Consider the following 16,792-nt stretch of genomic DNA (forward strand, 5'->3'; position numbering starts at 1 on the left):
CATGACTAAATACTATTCACCCTCCGTCAATGCATTTTATTCACTCGATATCAATGGTTCCTCAATCCCTGATGATGCGGTAGAAATCACTGATGAGGCGTGGCTTGATCTTCTAAAGCAGCAATCTGAAGGTAAAATCATTGCGTCGGGTGAAAATGGAATCCCAGTAGCCAATGACGCACCACCACTTACCTCAGCCCAACTGATTGAGATTGCGGAAGGTCAGAAGGCATCCTTAATGGCGCAGGCAACTGTGGCAATAGCACCCCTTCAGGATGCCGTTGATCTTGACGAGGCAACAGACAGTGAGAAAACTCAGCTAACAGCATGGAAGAAGTATCGAGTCCTACTTAACCGAATAGATACATCAATAGCACCAGACATTACTTGGCCAGCTTCACCGTAATAGGAATTAACAGGTTTGAAGTTCAAGCCTGTAATCTGTAATGAGAGAAAGCAAAATGATCTCATCCGAGGTCAATTCATACTCTCCCCGGCCTTCTTCTAAAGATCTTGAGTTAAACCTGTAGAGGTCTCCATACTCATCATAGGAAATGGTTTGCATAGAAAATTTGTTTTCCATTTCCTCGTCATTACCAAGCTGAACTCCAATTAATTTGAAATTAGACGTCCTGTTGCGAATGGATGACTTTAGCTTTTCAAAGTTGCCCTCAAGATCATACATCTTTCTTGTTACAATTAAGAATAACTTTGATTCCTTACTATCTAGTATTGAATTAAATCTACTTACGTATCGCTTGAACCTTTCATAATCATCGGCACGATTTAAATCGTGGTGGGGGAAATTATGGTGAACACTCTCGGGCCAATAGTGCCTGTTAACAGATTTTCGACCATCCATGACGCTTATTATATTATCCTTGTTAAGGAGGGTTTCGAAGTTGTCATCTATACAATGCGTCACCATTGAAGGAGGAGCATAACACCAATCAAATGGTGTAGTTTCTCTTTTTAAACCATACTTTCTTAAGACTATTGCCGGTAAGCAATGAGATCCAAGTGAGACCAAGTGAGATACAGGATTTCCGTTTATTAGTTTATGTCCATTATCTATTTTTATTTTATTTTTATGAGCTTTGTTTTCTTGGAACTCATCAGAATTCATCAATATTTGAATTGATTTTTGAGTGCCTCGGTATAAACCTAACTCGGAAAAGAATCCTAAATGATATCTAATTCCATCGGCATCAGCCCCCCTGCCTAAAAATTCCTTATATATACCATCAATTATTTTTGCTTGCTCATAGCGTAAAGACATATTTTTCCTTCCTTGTTAGCTGTTTACTAAATCTTAACAGAGTGGATCGCCCGCTAAAAGAAGAGCGAGTATATATTCTGTGCCTCCAACTAAATTTCCTTTCCCGCCAGACCCTTCCCAATTCCTCAACGTCTTCCACTTGATCAGTTCTGCCGATCAATAATACTGTATGCGCATACAGTTAATTTGTGAGGTGTTTATGGGCTTCCCATCTCCGGCGCAGGACTACGTTGAGTCCCGCCTAAATCTGAACGAGCTATTCATGCTTAACCGTAACAGCACGTTCCGGATCGAAACTGCTACCGGCTTTATGCTTGTCGACTCCGCTGCGAAGGTTCGTCCAGGCGATTTAGTCGCGTTCCAGATTGAAGGCAACCCTATGCTTGGCAAGTGGTACCCGAAGCACCTGATGACGGAAGACGGATTGATTGAGGGTGAGCAACTGGAAGAGGTGGTCGTGCTGGGTGCGGTGACGGTGGAAGTGCTGACGCTGGATGAGAAGTGTCGGCCGACGATATAGGGGATTACTCCCCGTCGATGTAATCAGCCCACCACTGCATCATTTCTCTGCGCTTATCGAGGTACTGAGCGTGGTTATAGATGCCGCGGATGTTGTTGCGGTCAACGTGCGCCAGCTGCCGCTCGATAGCGTCATGGGGCCAGCCGTGTTCATTCAGAATTGTGCTGAACTGGTGCCGGAATCCGTGCCCGCTCGCAAGCCCCTCGTAACCTATCTGGCGAATCACCAGCAGAACGGCGGCATCGCTGATCGACTTCGTTTTGTCATTGCGGCCCGGAAACACGAAAGAAGAGTTGGAAGTGATCGGCTTGATGAAGTTGAGTAATTCCTTCACCTGGCGTGACATTGGCACAACGTGCGCCTTGCGATTTTTCATCACCTCGGCGGCGATGGTAATCATGTCGTTTTCAAAATCGATGTCTACCCATTGCAGGGTACGCATCTCTTTCGTGCGCATGGCGGTGTACTGCAAAAACTGAGTGGCAACGCGGGAAATTACACTGCCTGAATAAGTCGCTAACGCGGCATTGAATGCCGGTATCTGTTCGGCGGGGAGGAATGGATAGTGCTGCTTCCTGTATCCCTTCATCGCATCAGCAAGGTCTGGCGCCGGATTGTATTTGCAGCGACCGGTCACGACTGCATACCGGAATACCTCCCCGCAGCGGCGGCGCGCTTTGCTGGCCCGCTCTAATGCGCCACGCTCTTCAAATCTGCGTAACACCTTTAGCAGCGCCATTGGTTCAATCTCGTCCATCTGCATCTTGCCCAGAAAGGGAAGAATGTCAGCCTCAAACATCTTCCTGAGTTCAGTGGCGTAAGTCTCCGACCACACCTGGCGCTTGTGCTTGTACCACTCCTCGAAAATCGTTCCGAACGAGTCTGGCGTTTTATCCTGCTTCTTCTTTACTGCAGGGTTCAGTCCAATCGCCAAATCCCTCTTCAGCTCAAACGCCATACTCCTGGCGTCTGCCGGTCCAATCTCCGGATACTTCCCGATCGTGTGAACCTTCTCTTTACCCTCGAACTGATAGCGAACTTGCCACACCTTTTTCCCTGATGCCGGCACGTAGAGGAACAGGCCATTGCCATCCGCCACGCGGTAAGGTTTTTCTTTGGGCTTGGCGGCGTCAATCTGCTTGATGGTGAGCATTGGGTAAAATCCGGGTGGGTAAAATTGATTTACCCAGAATTTACCCAGGCGATTAACTGGCTGTCAACGAACTATGGCGAACTTATGCGAACGGTAGTTTTGGCGAATGCCTGATGTGATGGGGATTTGGCGAACTGGTAAGGAGGGTGGTGAACGGCTATATGGTGTCCCCTGCAGGAATCGAACCTGCAACTAGCCCTTAGGAGGGGCTCGTTATATCCATTTAACTAAGGAGACGCGGCGCGCAGTATAGAGTACCGACCAGCAGAATTTAACCGTGTTAATCCTGTTTGCTCAATCTATCAACAATGTCGTGCCACAGATCACTGTTGTTTCTTCTGCGCTTTCTCTTTGCGCTTCTGTTCCGCCTTCGCTTTGGCCTTCGCCGCCTCGCTCATATCGTTGCGAATTTGCGCATGGCTAATCAGTGCAAAAATCAACGTGCCGCCGGTGATATTTCCCAGCAGGGTAGGCAGCGCAAACGGCCAGAGAAACTCCTGCCAGGGCAGTGTGCCGGCAAACACCAGATACAGCACTTCTACTGAACCTACCACGATATGGGCCAAATCTCCAAGCGCCACCAGCCAGGTCATCATCATGATCACCACGATTTTGGCTGCTCCCGCGTAAGGGAACATCCAGACCATGGTGGCGATAATCCAACCTGAAATCACGGCATTGGCAAACATTTCGCTGGGGGAGTTGTCCATCACCTTTTCGCTAATCACGGTGAAGGCCTGGCGAGTTGCCTCGTCAAAAATCGGCATATGATTAAACGCCAATGCGCCGAGCGCCGTGCCGATCAAATTCCCCGCCAGCACCACGCCCCACAGACGCAATAACAGCATAAAATTACCGCCAGTGGGTTTGTGCATCACCGGTAATACCGCAGTAACTGTGTTCTCAGTGAACAGTTGCTGACGGGCCATTATCACGATGACAAAGCCAAAGGTATAACCCAGATTCTCCAGCAGGAAACCGCCAGGCACATCAGCTAAATGCACATGGAAAATCCCTTTTGCCATCAGCGAAGCGCTCATGGAGAGCCCCGCAGCCACGGCAGACCATAATAAGGCCATGCCGTCGCGCTCTAGCTCTTTCTCGCCATCCTGGCGAATCTCTTCATGAATGGCAGCAGCCCGTGAGGGCAGGGCATCTTCATCCACTTCTATCTCTTTCCCCTGGTCCTTTTCGTCGCTCTCGACATCATTGTCATGTTCTGAAATGGATGGTGATTGTTTCATGTTTTCTCCTGGTGATAATGCCAATGCGTAATAAGCGTAGACGGTTTTATCAAGGGCGAAATGTTACGAAGATTCAATTTAAGAGTAACAAGATTTTAACTGAGGCGATTTATTGCGCAATTCCTTGATCTGATGCGCACGAATACCCCCTTTGGGGGAAGTGAGAGCTTCCTCACAGACTTCGGCCCACAGATTCATTGTGGTATTATCCCCGCCTTATTTCACAGCTGCGATTCCCTCTTTCATGCTCGAAGTCATCAATCTCTCATGCGTTCGTGATGAGCGAACCCTGTTTCATGGTCTGAGCTTCCATGTGCAACCGGGTGACATTGTGCAAATTGAAGGCCCTAACGGGGCAGGAAAAACCTCACTGCTGCGTCTGCTGGCTGGATTAAGCCGGGCAGAAGAGGGCGAGGTGATGTGGCAATCGCAGCCGATTCGTCAGCAGCGCGAAATATGGCATCAAAACTTGCTCTATCTTGGCCATCATCCTGGTGTGAAGTCGGTACTCTCACCTCTGGAAAACCTGCATTTCTGGCACGGCGATCGTGATGAAGAAGTGATTTTCGACGCGCTGGAGCAGGTGAACTTGCTGGGATATGAAGAGGTGCCGGTTGCGCAGTTGTCCGCAGGGCAGCAACGGCGTGTAGCCCTGGCTCGCCTGTGGCTCAGCCCGGCAAAAATCTGGATTCTGGATGAACCGCTCACGGCCATTGATAAAGGCGGCGTGGAAAAATTAATGGCGCGTTTCGCTGAACATGCCGATAACGGAGGCGCAGTGATTTTGACTACCCATCAGGATTTGCCTGATGAGAGTGAACGCGTGCGCAAAATCCGCCTCATCTCGGAGTGGGTTTGATGTTAGGTCGCGTGATTCAGCGTGAGTTGAAAATTGCATTTCGCAGCGGTGCCGAGGTGATTAACCCGCTGTGGTTTTTCCTGATTGTTATCACGCTGTTTCCGTTAGGTATCGGGCCGGATCCTCAGCAACTGGCGCGCATTGCGCCAGGCGTGGCGTGGGTTGCGGCATTGTTAGCCTCACTGCTGGCGCTTGAACGACTGTTCCGTGATGATTTTCTGGATGGTTCGCTGGAGCAACTACTTTTGCTACCGACACCGTTGCCCGTCACGGTGCTGGGAAAAGTGATTGCTCACTGGCTGATTACGGGCTTGCCACTGATTTTACTGTCGCCTCTGGCGGCACTCCTGCTGTCACTGGATTTTGCTGGCTGGCGCGCGATGGCGCTGACGCTTTTACTCGGCACGCCAACCTTGAGTTTTCTTGGTGCTATTGGCACCGGTCTGACCGTTGGGCTGCGGCGTGGCGGCGTACTTCTGAGTTTACTGGTATTGCCGTTGTCGATACCTGTTCTGATCTTTGCCAGCGCGGCCATCGATGCCGCCGGTCAGGGATTGCCGATCGGAGGCTATCTGGCAATTCTTGGCGCGATGCTGGCAGTGAGCGCAACACTTTCGCCGTTCGCAACTGCCGCGGCTTTGCGCATTAGTCTGCATTAATCCGTGCTGCCCCAGAGCCGCCGGTATCCGAATTCTTTTTTATTGTGAGCTATGCAAATGTGGAAATGGTTACACCAGTGGGCAAAGCCTGAGCGGCTTTACCAGCTATGCGGTCGCTTAATTCCGTGGTTCGCCGTGCTTGGCGTGGCAACGCTGCTGCTTGGTTGGGTGTGGGGCTTCGGCTTTGCACCGGCCGATTATCAGCAAGGCAACAGCTTCCGTATTATGTACATTCACGTGCCAGCCGCGATGTGGTCAATGGGCGTTTACGCATCCATGGCGATTGCCGCGTTTATCGGCCTGGTGTGGCAAATGAAGATGGCGGATCTGGTTTCGGCAGCGATGGCGCCGATTGGCGCAGTATTTACTTTTATCGCGTTAGTGACGGGTTCCGCCTGGGGCAAACCGATGTGGGGCACCTGGTGGATTTGGGATGCGCGCCTAACCTCGGAACTGGTGCTGCTGTTCATCTATATGGGCGTGATTGCGCTCTATCACTCGTTTGAGGATCGTCGCACCGCCGGTCGTGCCGCAGGCATTCTGATTCTGGTGGGCGTGGTTAACTTGCCCATCATCCACTTCTCGGTACAGTGGTGGAACACCCTGCATCAGGGATCGTCAGGCATTTTGCAGCAGGCAATTGCGCCGAGTATGCGGACGCCGCTGCGTTGGGCCATTCTCGGTTATCTGCTGGTGTTTGGCGCGCTGACGCTAATGCGCCTGCGTAACCTGATCCTGTTCAGCGAGCGCCATCGTCCATGGGCGATCGATGTGGCTCAGGGAGGGCGCAAAGCATGACACCGGCTTTCTCATCATGGAGCGACTTCTTCGCCATGGGCGGCTATGCCTTCTATGTCTGGCTCGCCGTCATCCTCACGTTAATCCCTTTATTCGGTCTGGTGCTGCATACCCTGTTGTTCCGCCGCCGTTTGCTGGCAGAAATTCGCCAGCGTCAATCCAGGGAGCGCCGCATTCGCGCGGCCAAGTCGAAAAAAGCTGCCAGTGAAGCAGCAGGAGAAACCGTGTGAATATCCGTCGTCGTAACCGCCTGTATGTGGTGGTCGCGATTTTGGTCGGCTTAGGCCTGGCCACATCGCTGGTGATGTATGCGCTGCGTTCCAACATTGACCTGTTTTACACCCCGAGTGAAATTCTGTACGGCAAAGGTGAAGCGCATCAGATGCCGGAAACCGGGCAACGTCTGCGCGTCGGCGGCATGGTGATGCCTGGCAGCGTGAAGCGCGATCCGAAAACGCTGGCTGTCTCTTTCAAGCTGTATGACGCCAACGGCGTGATCAGCGTAAGTTACGAAGGCATCTTGCCGGATCTGTTCCGTGAAGGGCAGGGCGTGGTGGCGCAGGGCGTGCTGGAAAGCGGCAACCTGGTCAATGCCAAAGAAGTGCTGGCAAAACATGACGAAAAATACACCCCGCCAGAAATTGAAGATGCGATGAAGAAAAACCACACAGGACCTGCAGCGACTTATCAGCAGGCAGGTGCTCAATCATGATGCCGGAAATTGGCAGCTTTCTGCTTTGCCTGGCGCTGGGACTCGCGCTGCTATTAAGTATTTATCCGTTGTGGGGCGCAACGCGTCAGGATGCACGTTTGATGGCGATGGCACGTCCGCTGGCGTGGGGCATGTTCGCCTGTATCGTTGCCGCCTTCGTGGTGCTGGTACATGCGTTTATCGTTAACGATTTCAGCGTGGCCTATGTCGCCACCAACTCCAACACCCTACTGCCGGTTTACTACCGCATCGCGGCCACCTGGGGCGCGCATGAAGGTTCACTGCTGCTGTGGGTGCTGTTGCTCAGCACCTGGACGGTAGCCGTCGCGATTTTCAGTCGCGGCATGCCGCAGGATGCACTGGCGCGCGTGTTGTCAGTCATGGGGATGATCAATCTCGGCTTCCTGCTGTTTATTACGCTCACCTCGAATCCGTTTACCCGAACCCTGCCGAACTTCCCGGTTGATGGCAGCGACCTCAATCCGATGCTGCAGGATATCGGGCTGATTTTCCATCCGCCTCTGCTTTACATGGGCTATGTCGGTTTCTCGGTGGCATTTGCGTTTGCAATTGCGTCATTGATGGCAGGGCGCCTCGATACCGCATGGGCGCGCTGGTCACGCCCGTGGACCACCGCAGCCTGGGTTTTCCTGACCATTGGTATCGTGCTCGGTTCTGCGTGGGCCTATTACGAACTGGGCTGGGGCGGCTGGTGGTTCTGGGATCCGGTCGAGAATGCTTCGTTCATGCCATGGCTGGCCGGTACGGCGTTGATGCACTCGCTAGCGGTGACAGAAAAACGTGGTAGCTTCAAATCCTGGACGGTGCTGCTGGCGATCACGGCATTCTCATTAAGCCTGCTGGGCACTTTCCTGGTGCGTTCAGGCGTGCTGGTGTCAGTGCACTCATTTGCTTCCGATCCGGCGCGCGGCATGTTCATTCTCGCCTTCCTGGTGATCGTGATTGGTAGCTCGCTGCTACTTTATGCCATCAAAGGTGGCAAGGTGCGCAGCCGCGTGCAGAGCGAAGCCTGGTCACGCGAATCCTTCCTGTTGGGTAATAATGTGCTGTTAATTGCGGCCATGCTGGTGGTGCTGCTGGGCACGTTGTTGCCGTTAGTCCATAAGCAGCTTGGACTGGGCAGTATTTCTGTCGGCGAACCCTTCTTCAACACCATGTTTACCTGGTTGATGGCACCATTCGCTCTGATGCTCGGCATTGGGCCGCTGGTGCGCTGGCGTCGCGATGAGCCGCAGAAGTTGTGGAAACGCCTGGGTGTCGGTTTGCTGGTCACACTGATCTTGTCGATCGCGCTGCCGTGGCTGCTGCAGGACCGCATTGAAGCGATGACAGTGATTGGCTTGCTGATGGCGATCTGGGTGATTCTGCTGACGCTGATGGAACTGCACGAGCGCGCTACCCATCGCCACAGCTTCTTCAAAGGTCTGCGTCATTTAACCCGCAGCCATTGGGGCATGGTGCTGGGTCATTTAGGCGTTGCCGTAACAGTGGTGGGTATTGCTTTTAGCACTCAGTACAGCGTTGAGCGCGATGTGCGCATGAAGTCAGGCGATACCGTGGATATCCACAACTATCACTTCATTTTCCGCGACGTACACAATTTGCAGGGACCGAACTACAGCGGCGGTGTCGCCATTATCGATGTGACGCGTGACGGAAAATTTGAAGCGGTACTGCATGCTGAAAAACGGTTCTATACCGCAGCCCGTACCATGATGACCGAAGCGGCAATCAGCGGTGGTTTCACTCGCGATCTCTACGCGGCATTGGGCGAAGAGCTGGATGACGGTTCCTGGGCGGTGCGCATCTATTACAAACCGTTCGTGCGCTGGATTTGGTTCGGCGGCGTGTTTATGGCGGTCGGCGGCCTATTGTGCCTGCTGGACCCACGTTATCGTTCGCGCAAAAAAGCGCAGCAGGAGGAGCTGGCATGAGCAAGAAAATCCTGTTCATCCCGTTAGTGCTGTTTCTGCTGCTGGCGGCGGCGCTGTTGTGGCAGTTGTCTCGCAACGCTAATGGGGATGATCCCACGCGTCTGGAATCGGCGCTGATTGGTAAGCCGGTACCGGTTTTCAAACTGGAAGCGCTCGATAAGCCGGGCAAAATCTACGATCAGCAAGTTCTGACCGACGGCAAACCGATCCTGCTCAATGTCTGGGCCACCTGGTGCCCGACATGCCGTGCTGAGCATCAGTATCTCAACACGCTGGCCGAGAAGGGCATTCGCGTCGTCGGGCTGAACTACAAAGATGATCGCACCAAAGCGGTCACCTGGTTGAACACGCTGGGCAACCCTTACGCGCTGAGCCTGTATGACGGTGACGGCATGTTAGGGCTGGACCTCGGCGTCTACGGTGCACCCGAAACCTTCCTGATCGACGGCCATGGCATTATTCGTTATCGCCACGCGGGCGATATGAATGACCGCGTGTGGAACGAAGAAGTGAAACCGTTGTGGGACAAATACAGTAAAGGGGCGGGCGCGTGAAACGGCTTCTTTTGTTAATCGCGGGCATTCTGCTCAGCACCAGCCTGTGGGCTGCCATTGATACTTACCAGTTCGATTCGGTACAGCAGGAAGAGCAGTACCGCGATCTCACCGGTTCACTGCGTTGCCCTAAGTGTCAGAACAACAGCATTGCCGACTCCAATGCGATGATTGCCGCGGACATGCGTCTGAAAGTGTATGAGCTGATGAAGCAGGGCCAAAGTCGCCAGCAGATCATCGATTACATGGTGGCGCGCTACGGCAACTTCGTCACCTATGAACCACCGGTTACCCCTTCAACGCTGATTTTGTGGGTGGGGCCGGCGCTGTTTGTGGTGCTGGGCGGCTTGATTATTATTCTGCGCAATCGCCGGGGGAAAACCCGTAGCGATCTCGACGACGATGAACAACAGCGCCTTGCGGCGATTCTTAAGCGTGACGGGAAGCCGTAATGACTGGATTCTGGATTACCCTGATTATTTTGCTGGTGGCGGCCTCGGCGCTGTTTCTCAGTGCAGGCTGGCGTCAACGTCAAGCCACTAGCGGCGATCGCGATCGTCTGAATACCGATTTCTACCAGCAGCGCCTGCGCGAATTAGCGCGTGATGAAGAGGAAGGCGTGGTTGCCGAGCGCCCGGAGATGGTGCGTGAACTGCAACAAACGCTGCTCACCGATGTGCCGAACGAGCACGCCGCGCGCATCCATAGCAGTAGCCGTTGGGTGCTATTGCCGGGACTGATTGTATTGTTGCTGGTGTCGGTTGGCTTTTACCTGAAGACAGGTGGACTGGCGCAACTGGCCGGTTGGGTTAGCGTGCAGCAGGAATACCCCCAGTTGCGCGCCCGTGTGATGGATCCCAAAGCGGCGCCCTTAACCATGGAAGAGTTGGCTCGCCTACAATTAGGGTTGCGCACCGCTCTGCAAGACGATCCGCAAAACCTCAATGACTGGACGATGCTGGGCCGCCTTGGCATGGTGCTGAATAACGCGACGAATGCCAGCCAGGCCTTCCAGCGCGCATTGCAACTGGCACCTGATAATCTGGAACTGCAGCAGGATTATGCCGAAGTCCTGACGCGCTCCAGCGATCCGCAGGACAACCGCCAGGCCAATGTGATGCTGAAAGATCTGCTAAAACGCGATCATAGCAACGTGCGCACCCTGAGCTTGTTGGCATTTAATGCTTTTGAGCAGCAGCAATATGATCAAGCGATTGGTGCCTGGCAGGTGATGCTGAAGCTTCTGCCCGCGGGTGACAAGCGCATTACCATGATAGAGCGCAGCATTGAACAAGCGAAAACTGATGCGGGACAGCAAAATAGTCACCTGGCATTGACGGTGAGTTTAACTCCGCAGGCAGAAAAAATGTTACCGCAAGGCGGAGTGTTGTATATTTCTGTGTCTGACGGTGTTTCACCGGTGCCTGTGGCTGTGAAGCGTTTACCGCTGAGCCATTTCCCGTTATCGCTCACGCTGGATGACAGCAACGCAATGATGCCCGATCGCCTGCTTTCGGCGCAGCATCAGGTGCAGGTCAGGGTGCGTATATCGCGCGATGGTAGCGCCAATCCTCAGTCGGGAGACTGGTTTGGCTTAAGCGCGATCACCCCCTGGGATGGTCATCAGCAACTGGCTGTTGAGATTAATCAACAGCAGCCCTGAAGCGATACACTATTCAACCGCACAGGGAGATAAGAATGAATAACCGCCTGACCGGTCTGGCGCTGGCCAGCTTGCTGCTGGTGGGATGTGCCAGTTCCAAACCGGCCGATCCAACGCAGCCTGCCCAGCGTAGCGATCCGCTCGAAGGCTTTAACCGCACCATGTTTAACTTCAACATGAACGTGCTGGATCCTTATGTGGTGCGCCCGGTTGCGGTTGCCTGGCGCGATTACGTGCCGGTGCCTGCGCGCAGTGGTATGAGCAACTTCCTCGGCAACCTGGACGAACCGGCCAGCATGCTGAACTCGATTCTGGTGGGTGAACCGCGCCAGGCAGGAATCCACTTCACGCGTTTCTTCCTCAATACCGTATTGGGCTTGGGCGGATTTATCGATGTGGCGGGCAAAGCGAATCCTGAATTGGCGCGAGAAGTCCCGCACCACTTCGGTAGCACGCTGGGTCGTTACGGTGTGGGCTACGGTCCTTATGTGGTTCTTCCGGGTTATGGCAGCTTCACGGTGCGTCAGGATGGCGGCGACTATGTCGATACGCTTTATCCGGTACTGAGTTGGCTGACCTGGCCGATGTCGATTGGTAAATGGACACTGGAAGGTGTGGAAACACGTGCACAGCTGTTGGATTCCGACGCCATCCTGAAACAGCAGCAGGATCCCTATGCGTTTATCCGCAACGCCTACTTCCAGCGTAATGATTTCCTCGCCAACGGCGGGAAGTTAAAACCGGAAGAGAATCCGAACGCCAGTGCGATTCAGGATGATTTGAAGGACATCGATTCGCAGTAAAATTGAATGGCGGCTTTCTCAGCCGCCATTGTTTTTTATTCCCGTTTGACGGGTTGCTTTAGCAAAATCCCCACCGCATTTGCGCATCCGAATGTGATGGCTGCCAGGCCATAAAGCAGTATCTGATACGCATGCTGCACGTTGAGTCTCAGCAGTGATGCGGAAATCTGCGGCAGTAATTCCTGTGCTTGATGAATATGACTTCCGGATAACCACACGGCAGCGTTGTCACGCGTGACGACATCCACGTCTGGTAAGCGCTGCTGTAGACCAAAGCGATTGAGCAGTGCCAGCATCGCCATGACGATCGCCAAAGCAATGCCTTCTCCAGCCACGCGCACGGTATTAAACAATCCCGCAGCCATGCCTGCGCGATCTACGGATACCGCCGAGACGGCGAGGCCATCCATTAATCCCCATGGCAAGGCGGCTCCCGCACCAGTGATGACCATGGAAAAGGCAAGTAGAGTCAGCTCATTCAGGGTGATGGCATACCCCATGCCGAACAATCCAAGCGTGGCCAGCAACAGGCCTGCTACCGAAATTTTACCCGCATCAAACCAACGCGTTAATCCAGCCGCAACGCTGGGGAACAGCAGCATCGGTGCCGTCAGCGACAGCAAAATAATTGCGCTCTGGGTTTCGCTGACATGACGTGCGCCCATTAAAAAAAGTGGGATAACGATCAGCAAAACCACATAGCAATAGCAGGTGGCCACAGGCAACAGCAACACCCCAGCAAAGTGCGGCTGACGTAGCAATGCCAGGCTAAACACGGGATGGGCGATACGCTGCGTATGGCGAATGAAGCGCCAACCCGCCAGCAACGTCACGACAATGCCGACGATCGCGGCTGAGGACGATACGCCATATTGGGGTAACAGGATCAGCGTGGTGGTGAGCGCAAGGAGAGCGAGACTAAACAATGCCGTGCCGCGAATATCTGCCGGTGGGGAATGTGTTGCTGGCGCGGACACCACACTGAACTGACCCACCAAACCCACGATGGCCGCCAGAGTGGACAGCAGCGCATACACCCAACGCCAGCTGAATGCATCGGTGATCACGCCCATTAATAGTGGACCAAACGCCAGCCCGACGCCAAATAGTGTGCCGAGCAAACTAAATGCCCGCGTGCGAGCCGGTCCACTATAAAGATGGGCCAGTGCCGTTGCTCCGCCGGCCAACGTAAGTGCTGCGGCGATGCCCTGTAATGCACGATAAATACCGAGGGTAAAGGTGCTGTCTGTTAGGGCAATCAGCAATGAGCTGAGGGAGAAAAGAGCCAGCCCTGCGATGAACACCCGCTTGTAACGCAGTTTGTCTGCCGCCACACCCGCCGCCAGCAAGCCGCTGCCGAAGGTCAACATAAAACCGTTAGTTAACCATGCCAGCGATAGCGGCCCACCGTGTAAGGCGTGGCTGATGGCGGGAGTGGTGACCACGCCGCCAGTAAAACTTAATGGGAGTAACAGTGCCGCCAGCAAAATAGCCAGGGTTGCGCTAATCCTGACGCCTGTCAAAGAGGGAGAACTGATTTCTGCCATCGTTTATCTCGCAAATGTTGGGATAGATGACGCCGCATATTATTGAGGATATAAAAGGGGGTAAATGGGGTTTGGCTCCAGACTTTGCGGACAAAAGGTTTCTTATCATGGACAGTATTTCGGCATTAACCTCCTTTGTGCGCACGGCTGAAACGCTCAGTTTTGTGCAGGCGGCGCAGCAACTGGGAATTTCTGCTTCGGCAGTGGGGAAAAATGTTGCCCGGCTTGAGCAACAGTTGGGCGTGCGGTTGTTCAACCGCAGTACGCGCAGCGTGAGCCTGACGGTTGAAGGTGCGTTGCTATTGGCACGCACGCGTCCCATTTTGGAACAGCTGCGTGATGTTGAGGCCGAGATGACTCAAACGGTGGCGCATCCGAGCGGTAAACTGCATGTGTCGCTGCCAGTGGTGGGATATCGACTCATCACGCCACTGTTGCCTCAATTTAGTCAGCTCTATCCTGATGTTGAATTGGATTGTGATTTTAGTGATCGGCTGGTCAATGTCATCGATGAAGGTTTTGACGTCGCGATTCGCAGCGGCGAGATGCAGGATTCACGTTTACAGGCGAGAGCGTTGGGGCCTTTTCGTTTTGTGCTGTGCGCCAGCCCAGCCTATATTGCCGCGCACGGCAGGCCAGCATTAAGTGCAGATCTTATCGATCACCACTGTATCCTTTTCCGCTTTCCCGCCACGGGATTGATTCAACATTGGGAGCTGGACGATCTGCGGGTGACGGGGGATTTCCAACCCGTAAAAAAGCTGACGGTGAATAACATTGAAGCCATGGTGCAGAGTACGCTGGCCGGAATGGGGATCAGCTATGTGCCGAATTTCGTCGTCCGGGAATTACTGGACCAGGGCGAGTTGATTGAAGTGCTGCCGGGAAGCTGTATCCGCGAAAGTGGTTTTTCGGCCATTTGGCCAGGGCGCTATTTATCACCGCGCGTACGTTGCTTTATCGATTTTCTGGCAGAACACTGGCCGGTGTCGCGCCGGCAATAAAAAACGGCGACATCACTGTCGCCGTTTTTCACACTGTGTTCAGCATCAGAACTTGTAGTTAAAGTTCGCGCCGTACAGCCAGGCTTTACCTTCGGAGTTAAAGGTGTAAGGGCCTTCTTTCACCGTGACTTTCTGGCCGTGCATGTAAGAGATACCAAGGTCGACTGACGCATTTTCGTTGAAGGCGTAAGAAGCACCGGCACTCAACCACAGACGGTCCTGATCCGGAATTGAGATTGAGCGTTTATCGGCAGGAACCGGGCTGTCATCAAACGCGATACCAGTACGGAACGTCCAGTTATCGTCGTAGAAGTAAGTGGTACCCAGCGCGATGCGATACGCATCCTTGAAGCCTTCATCTTTATAGAACAGCGTCTGACCGTTGCTGCCCGTGGCCTTCAGCTCCTGGAACTGGCTCCAGCTGGTGTAGGTCAGGCTATAGTGTACGGCCCACTGTGGTGCCACTTTATGCCAGCCCGACACTTCCCACATCTCTGGCAAGTTCAGCGTGAGTGAACCCGGAATGGTCTGGCCGCTGGTGCCGTAAGGCAGACCTAAAGCAATCGCCTGCGGTGTACCGTTGTAAGCGGTGGGAATGCTGCTCTTGTAATCGCCGTCAAAGTCAATTTTGACTTCTGAACGATAGGTGAAGCCGAAGCGGTTGTTCTTATCCACTTCATACAGGATGCCAGCGTTCCAGCCGTAACCCCATTCATCACCTTTCAGGTGGGCAACCTGAGTATCCGCTGGCATGCCGACGCGAGCGCCGGCTTCACCCGCATAACGTTCGATTTTTGCTTTAGCGTAAACCGCATCAAAGCCAACACCAAAGCTGAAGTGCTCATTCAAACGATAAGCGGTGCTAAGGTTAAAGTTACCGGTCATCAGGTCGGTTTTACCACCGTAACCGCCAGCGGTGTAACCGTCATTGAACTCTGTCGCCAGACCATAGTTAGAGGTGACGGATGCGCCTACCCACCACTGATCGTTAATCGGATGAACGTAATGGAGGTTAGGGATCCACTGATTCGGTGCGATGTTTTTCGCATTCAGGCTGTTGCCGGTTGGGCTCTGGCCGCTGATATCCACTTCTGGATCAATATAAACGGTACCGATGGAGAAAGAAGGGCGATCCATCAATGCCATGGTCGCCGGGTTACGACTGGCAGATGCGGCGGTATCGCCCATCGCACCTTCACCAGAATAAGCACGACCTAAACCAATTGCTGAGAATTCATTAAGTTGAAAGCCTGCGGCGTAAACCTGGGAAGAGATAAGCGCCACTGCAGCTGCCACAGCTGACTTTGCAAACAGGTTCTTATGGTTCATGACCACAACCTCATCTAGATTTATTATTAAACGTTGTTACGTCGCGTAACAAAGGACGGCGGATTGTAGGGACTGATGACATAGGCACATATCAGACCAGTGCGACGAGTATAGGTCTGACCTGTGTATTTGTTGCAATAATGTTTTTTAAATATTTCCGATTTGATCGATAAAATCAGATCTGCTTAACAAAATCTTGTCGATGCCCATCTAGCATAGCGGTCAAATTTGTTCTGGATCAATTTTTAGTGTGATATTCGTCACTTAGCCGCTGAGAGATAGAAGCCAGGCCGCGCGGGGCGTACACTTTGTGTCAGAAAATGATCCGATTGTGTCGATTTATCGTCAGGAGAAAACAATGACTGATGCCATTAAAAAATGCAGTGCCACGGAAACGGCGGCGTGCTGCTGCGTAGATGTAGGCACCGTAATGGACAATACCGATTGCACGGCGAGCTGGTCTGGCGCTTTTGCCGATCGTCATGCGGCTGAAGCGATGCTGAAGCACCTGACGGACAAAGCGCGTCAGGTTGAATCCGAGCCTTGCGAGATTCACGCAGAATTCGTTGAAGAAGCGCCAGGGCTTCGCCTGAATGTTGATTTCACTTTTGCCTGCCAGGCCGAAACCTTGATTTTTCAACTCGGCTTACGCTAATCCTGTCGCTGCCGGAAGCCCTTCCGGCAGCGTTTTCTCTTTTTCGTGTCTTCCCTCG

The 16,792-nt window shown here is 53.1% G+C and carries 19 protein-coding genes and 1 tRNA gene; 14 read left to right on the forward strand and 6 right to left on the reverse strand.

Annotation, left to right across the window (positions count from 1 at the left end):
* The first annotated feature begins 1 nt into the window (after nt 1).
* Complete coding sequence (locus tag FD737_RS10105) at nt 2-406, forward strand: tail fiber assembly protein (RefSeq protein ID WP_160833433.1); 405 nt, start codon at nt 2-4, stop codon at nt 404-406.
* 6 nt (nt 407-412) lie between these two features.
* Here the strand turns inward: FD737_RS10105 and FD737_RS10110 are convergent, their stop codons facing one another.
* Nucleotides 413-1,279, reverse strand: a complete 867-nt coding sequence (locus FD737_RS10110; protein ID WP_160833434.1) for a DUF1796 family putative cysteine peptidase — start codon at nt 1,277-1,279, stop codon at nt 413-415.
* Nucleotides 1,280-1,658: 379 nt separating this feature from the next.
* Between FD737_RS10110 and FD737_RS23880 the strand changes: the two genes are divergently transcribed.
* Nucleotides 1,659-1,799 carry a hypothetical protein gene (locus FD737_RS23880; protein ID WP_237448779.1) on the forward strand — a complete coding sequence of 47 codons (141 nt, stop codon included), beginning with the start codon at nt 1,659-1,661 and terminating at the stop codon, nt 1,797-1,799.
* Nucleotides 1,800-1,803: 4 nt separating this feature from the next.
* Here FD737_RS23880 and FD737_RS10120 read toward each other — a convergent pair whose 3' ends face one another.
* From FD737_RS10120 to FD737_RS10130, 3 genes are all read right to left on the reverse strand, one after another.
* Entirely contained in the window at nt 1,804-2,952 is a 1,149-nt protein-coding gene (locus tag FD737_RS10120; RefSeq protein WP_160833435.1) for a tyrosine-type recombinase/integrase, read from the reverse strand.
* Nucleotides 2,953-3,114: 162 nt separating this feature from the next.
* Nucleotides 3,115-3,189: transfer RNA gene (locus FD737_RS10125), tRNA-Arg, on the reverse strand.
* 86 nt (nt 3,190-3,275) lie between these two features.
* Nucleotides 3,276-4,196 carry a formate/nitrite transporter family protein gene (locus tag FD737_RS10130; RefSeq protein WP_160833436.1) on the reverse strand — a complete coding sequence of 307 codons (921 nt, stop codon included), beginning with the start codon at nt 4,194-4,196 and terminating at the stop codon, nt 3,276-3,278.
* A 244-nt stretch (nt 4,197-4,440) separates the two neighbouring features.
* Between FD737_RS10130 and ccmA the strand changes: the two genes are divergently transcribed.
* Genes ccmA through mlaA form a run of 10 tightly spaced genes read left to right on the forward strand, consistent with a single transcriptional unit; the run spans nt 4,441 to nt 12,199 of the window.
* Nucleotides 4,441-5,055 carry a cytochrome c biogenesis heme-transporting ATPase CcmA gene (gene ccmA, locus FD737_RS10135; protein ID WP_160833437.1) on the forward strand — a complete coding sequence of 205 codons (615 nt, stop codon included), beginning with the start codon at nt 4,441-4,443 and terminating at the stop codon, nt 5,053-5,055.
* On the forward strand, nt 5,055-5,714 hold the full coding sequence (gene ccmB, locus FD737_RS10140) for a heme exporter protein CcmB (RefSeq protein ID WP_038649973.1): 660 nt from the start codon (nt 5,055-5,057) through the stop codon (nt 5,712-5,714). The genes ccmA and ccmB overlap by 1 nt, the downstream gene beginning before the upstream one ends.
* 57 nt (nt 5,715-5,771) lie before the next feature.
* Nucleotides 5,772-6,512 (forward strand): heme ABC transporter permease, encoded by a 741-nt coding sequence (locus tag FD737_RS10145; protein ID WP_034825278.1) that lies wholly within the window; start codon nt 5,772-5,774, stop codon nt 6,510-6,512.
* A complete protein-coding gene (gene ccmD, locus FD737_RS10150) occupies nt 6,509-6,742 on the forward strand; it encodes a heme exporter protein CcmD (protein WP_034825187.1) in 234 nt (77 codons plus the stop codon). Before FD737_RS10145 ends, ccmD begins: the two co-directional genes overlap by 4 nt.
* Nucleotides 6,739-7,224, forward strand: coding sequence for a cytochrome c maturation protein CcmE (ccmE, locus tag FD737_RS10155; protein WP_034825185.1), 486 nt, complete (start codon nt 6,739-6,741; stop codon nt 7,222-7,224). The genes ccmD and ccmE overlap by 4 nt, the downstream gene beginning before the upstream one ends.
* Nucleotides 7,221-9,179 (forward strand): heme lyase CcmF/NrfE family subunit, encoded by a 1,959-nt coding sequence (locus tag FD737_RS10160; protein WP_045831554.1) that lies wholly within the window; start codon nt 7,221-7,223, stop codon nt 9,177-9,179. The genes ccmE and FD737_RS10160 overlap by 4 nt, the downstream gene beginning before the upstream one ends.
* Nucleotides 9,176-9,733: a DsbE family thiol:disulfide interchange protein gene (locus FD737_RS10165; protein WP_038645648.1), complete on the forward strand. Its 558-nt coding sequence runs from the start codon at nt 9,176-9,178 to the stop codon at nt 9,731-9,733. The genes FD737_RS10160 and FD737_RS10165 overlap by 4 nt, the downstream gene beginning before the upstream one ends.
* A complete protein-coding gene (locus FD737_RS10170; protein ID WP_034825179.1) occupies nt 9,730-10,185 on the forward strand; it encodes a cytochrome c-type biogenesis protein in 456 nt (151 codons plus the stop codon). Before FD737_RS10165 ends, FD737_RS10170 begins: the two co-directional genes overlap by 4 nt.
* Complete coding sequence (ccmI, locus tag FD737_RS10175) at nt 10,185-11,396, forward strand: c-type cytochrome biogenesis protein CcmI (protein ID WP_097116547.1); 1,212 nt, start codon at nt 10,185-10,187, stop codon at nt 11,394-11,396. The genes FD737_RS10170 and ccmI overlap by 1 nt, the downstream gene beginning before the upstream one ends.
* A gap of 35 nt (nt 11,397-11,431) precedes the next feature.
* Complete coding sequence (mlaA, locus tag FD737_RS10180) at nt 11,432-12,199, forward strand: phospholipid-binding lipoprotein MlaA (protein WP_045813678.1); 768 nt, start codon at nt 11,432-11,434, stop codon at nt 12,197-12,199.
* Between the two features lie 35 nt (nt 12,200-12,234).
* Here the strand turns inward: mlaA and FD737_RS10185 are convergent, their stop codons facing one another.
* Nucleotides 12,235-13,746 (reverse strand): MFS transporter, encoded by a 1,512-nt coding sequence (locus FD737_RS10185; RefSeq protein WP_160833438.1) that lies wholly within the window; start codon nt 13,744-13,746, stop codon nt 12,235-12,237.
* A 107-nt stretch (nt 13,747-13,853) separates the two neighbouring features.
* On the opposite strand from FD737_RS10185, the gene FD737_RS10190 reads away from it, so the two are divergent.
* Nucleotides 13,854-14,750 (forward strand): LysR family transcriptional regulator, encoded by an 897-nt coding sequence (locus FD737_RS10190; RefSeq protein WP_160833439.1) that lies wholly within the window; start codon nt 13,854-13,856, stop codon nt 14,748-14,750.
* 45 nt (nt 14,751-14,795) lie between these two features.
* Here the strand turns inward: FD737_RS10190 and fadL are convergent, their stop codons facing one another.
* Nucleotides 14,796-16,079 (reverse strand): long-chain fatty acid transporter FadL, encoded by a 1,284-nt coding sequence (gene fadL, locus FD737_RS10195; RefSeq protein ID WP_034825171.1) that lies wholly within the window; start codon nt 16,077-16,079, stop codon nt 14,796-14,798.
* A 358-nt stretch (nt 16,080-16,437) separates the two neighbouring features.
* Here fadL and FD737_RS10200 point away from each other — a divergent pair, with 358 nt between their 5' ends.
* Nucleotides 16,438-16,734 carry a YfcZ/YiiS family protein gene (locus tag FD737_RS10200; protein WP_072226461.1) on the forward strand — a complete coding sequence of 99 codons (297 nt, stop codon included), beginning with the start codon at nt 16,438-16,440 and terminating at the stop codon, nt 16,732-16,734.
* Nucleotides 16,735-16,792 lie beyond the last annotated feature (58 nt).

The sequence above is a fragment of the Pantoea sp. Seng genome, from assembly GCF_009829935.1.
Lineage (GTDB): Bacteria > Pseudomonadota > Gammaproteobacteria > Enterobacterales > Enterobacteriaceae > Pantoea > Pantoea communis.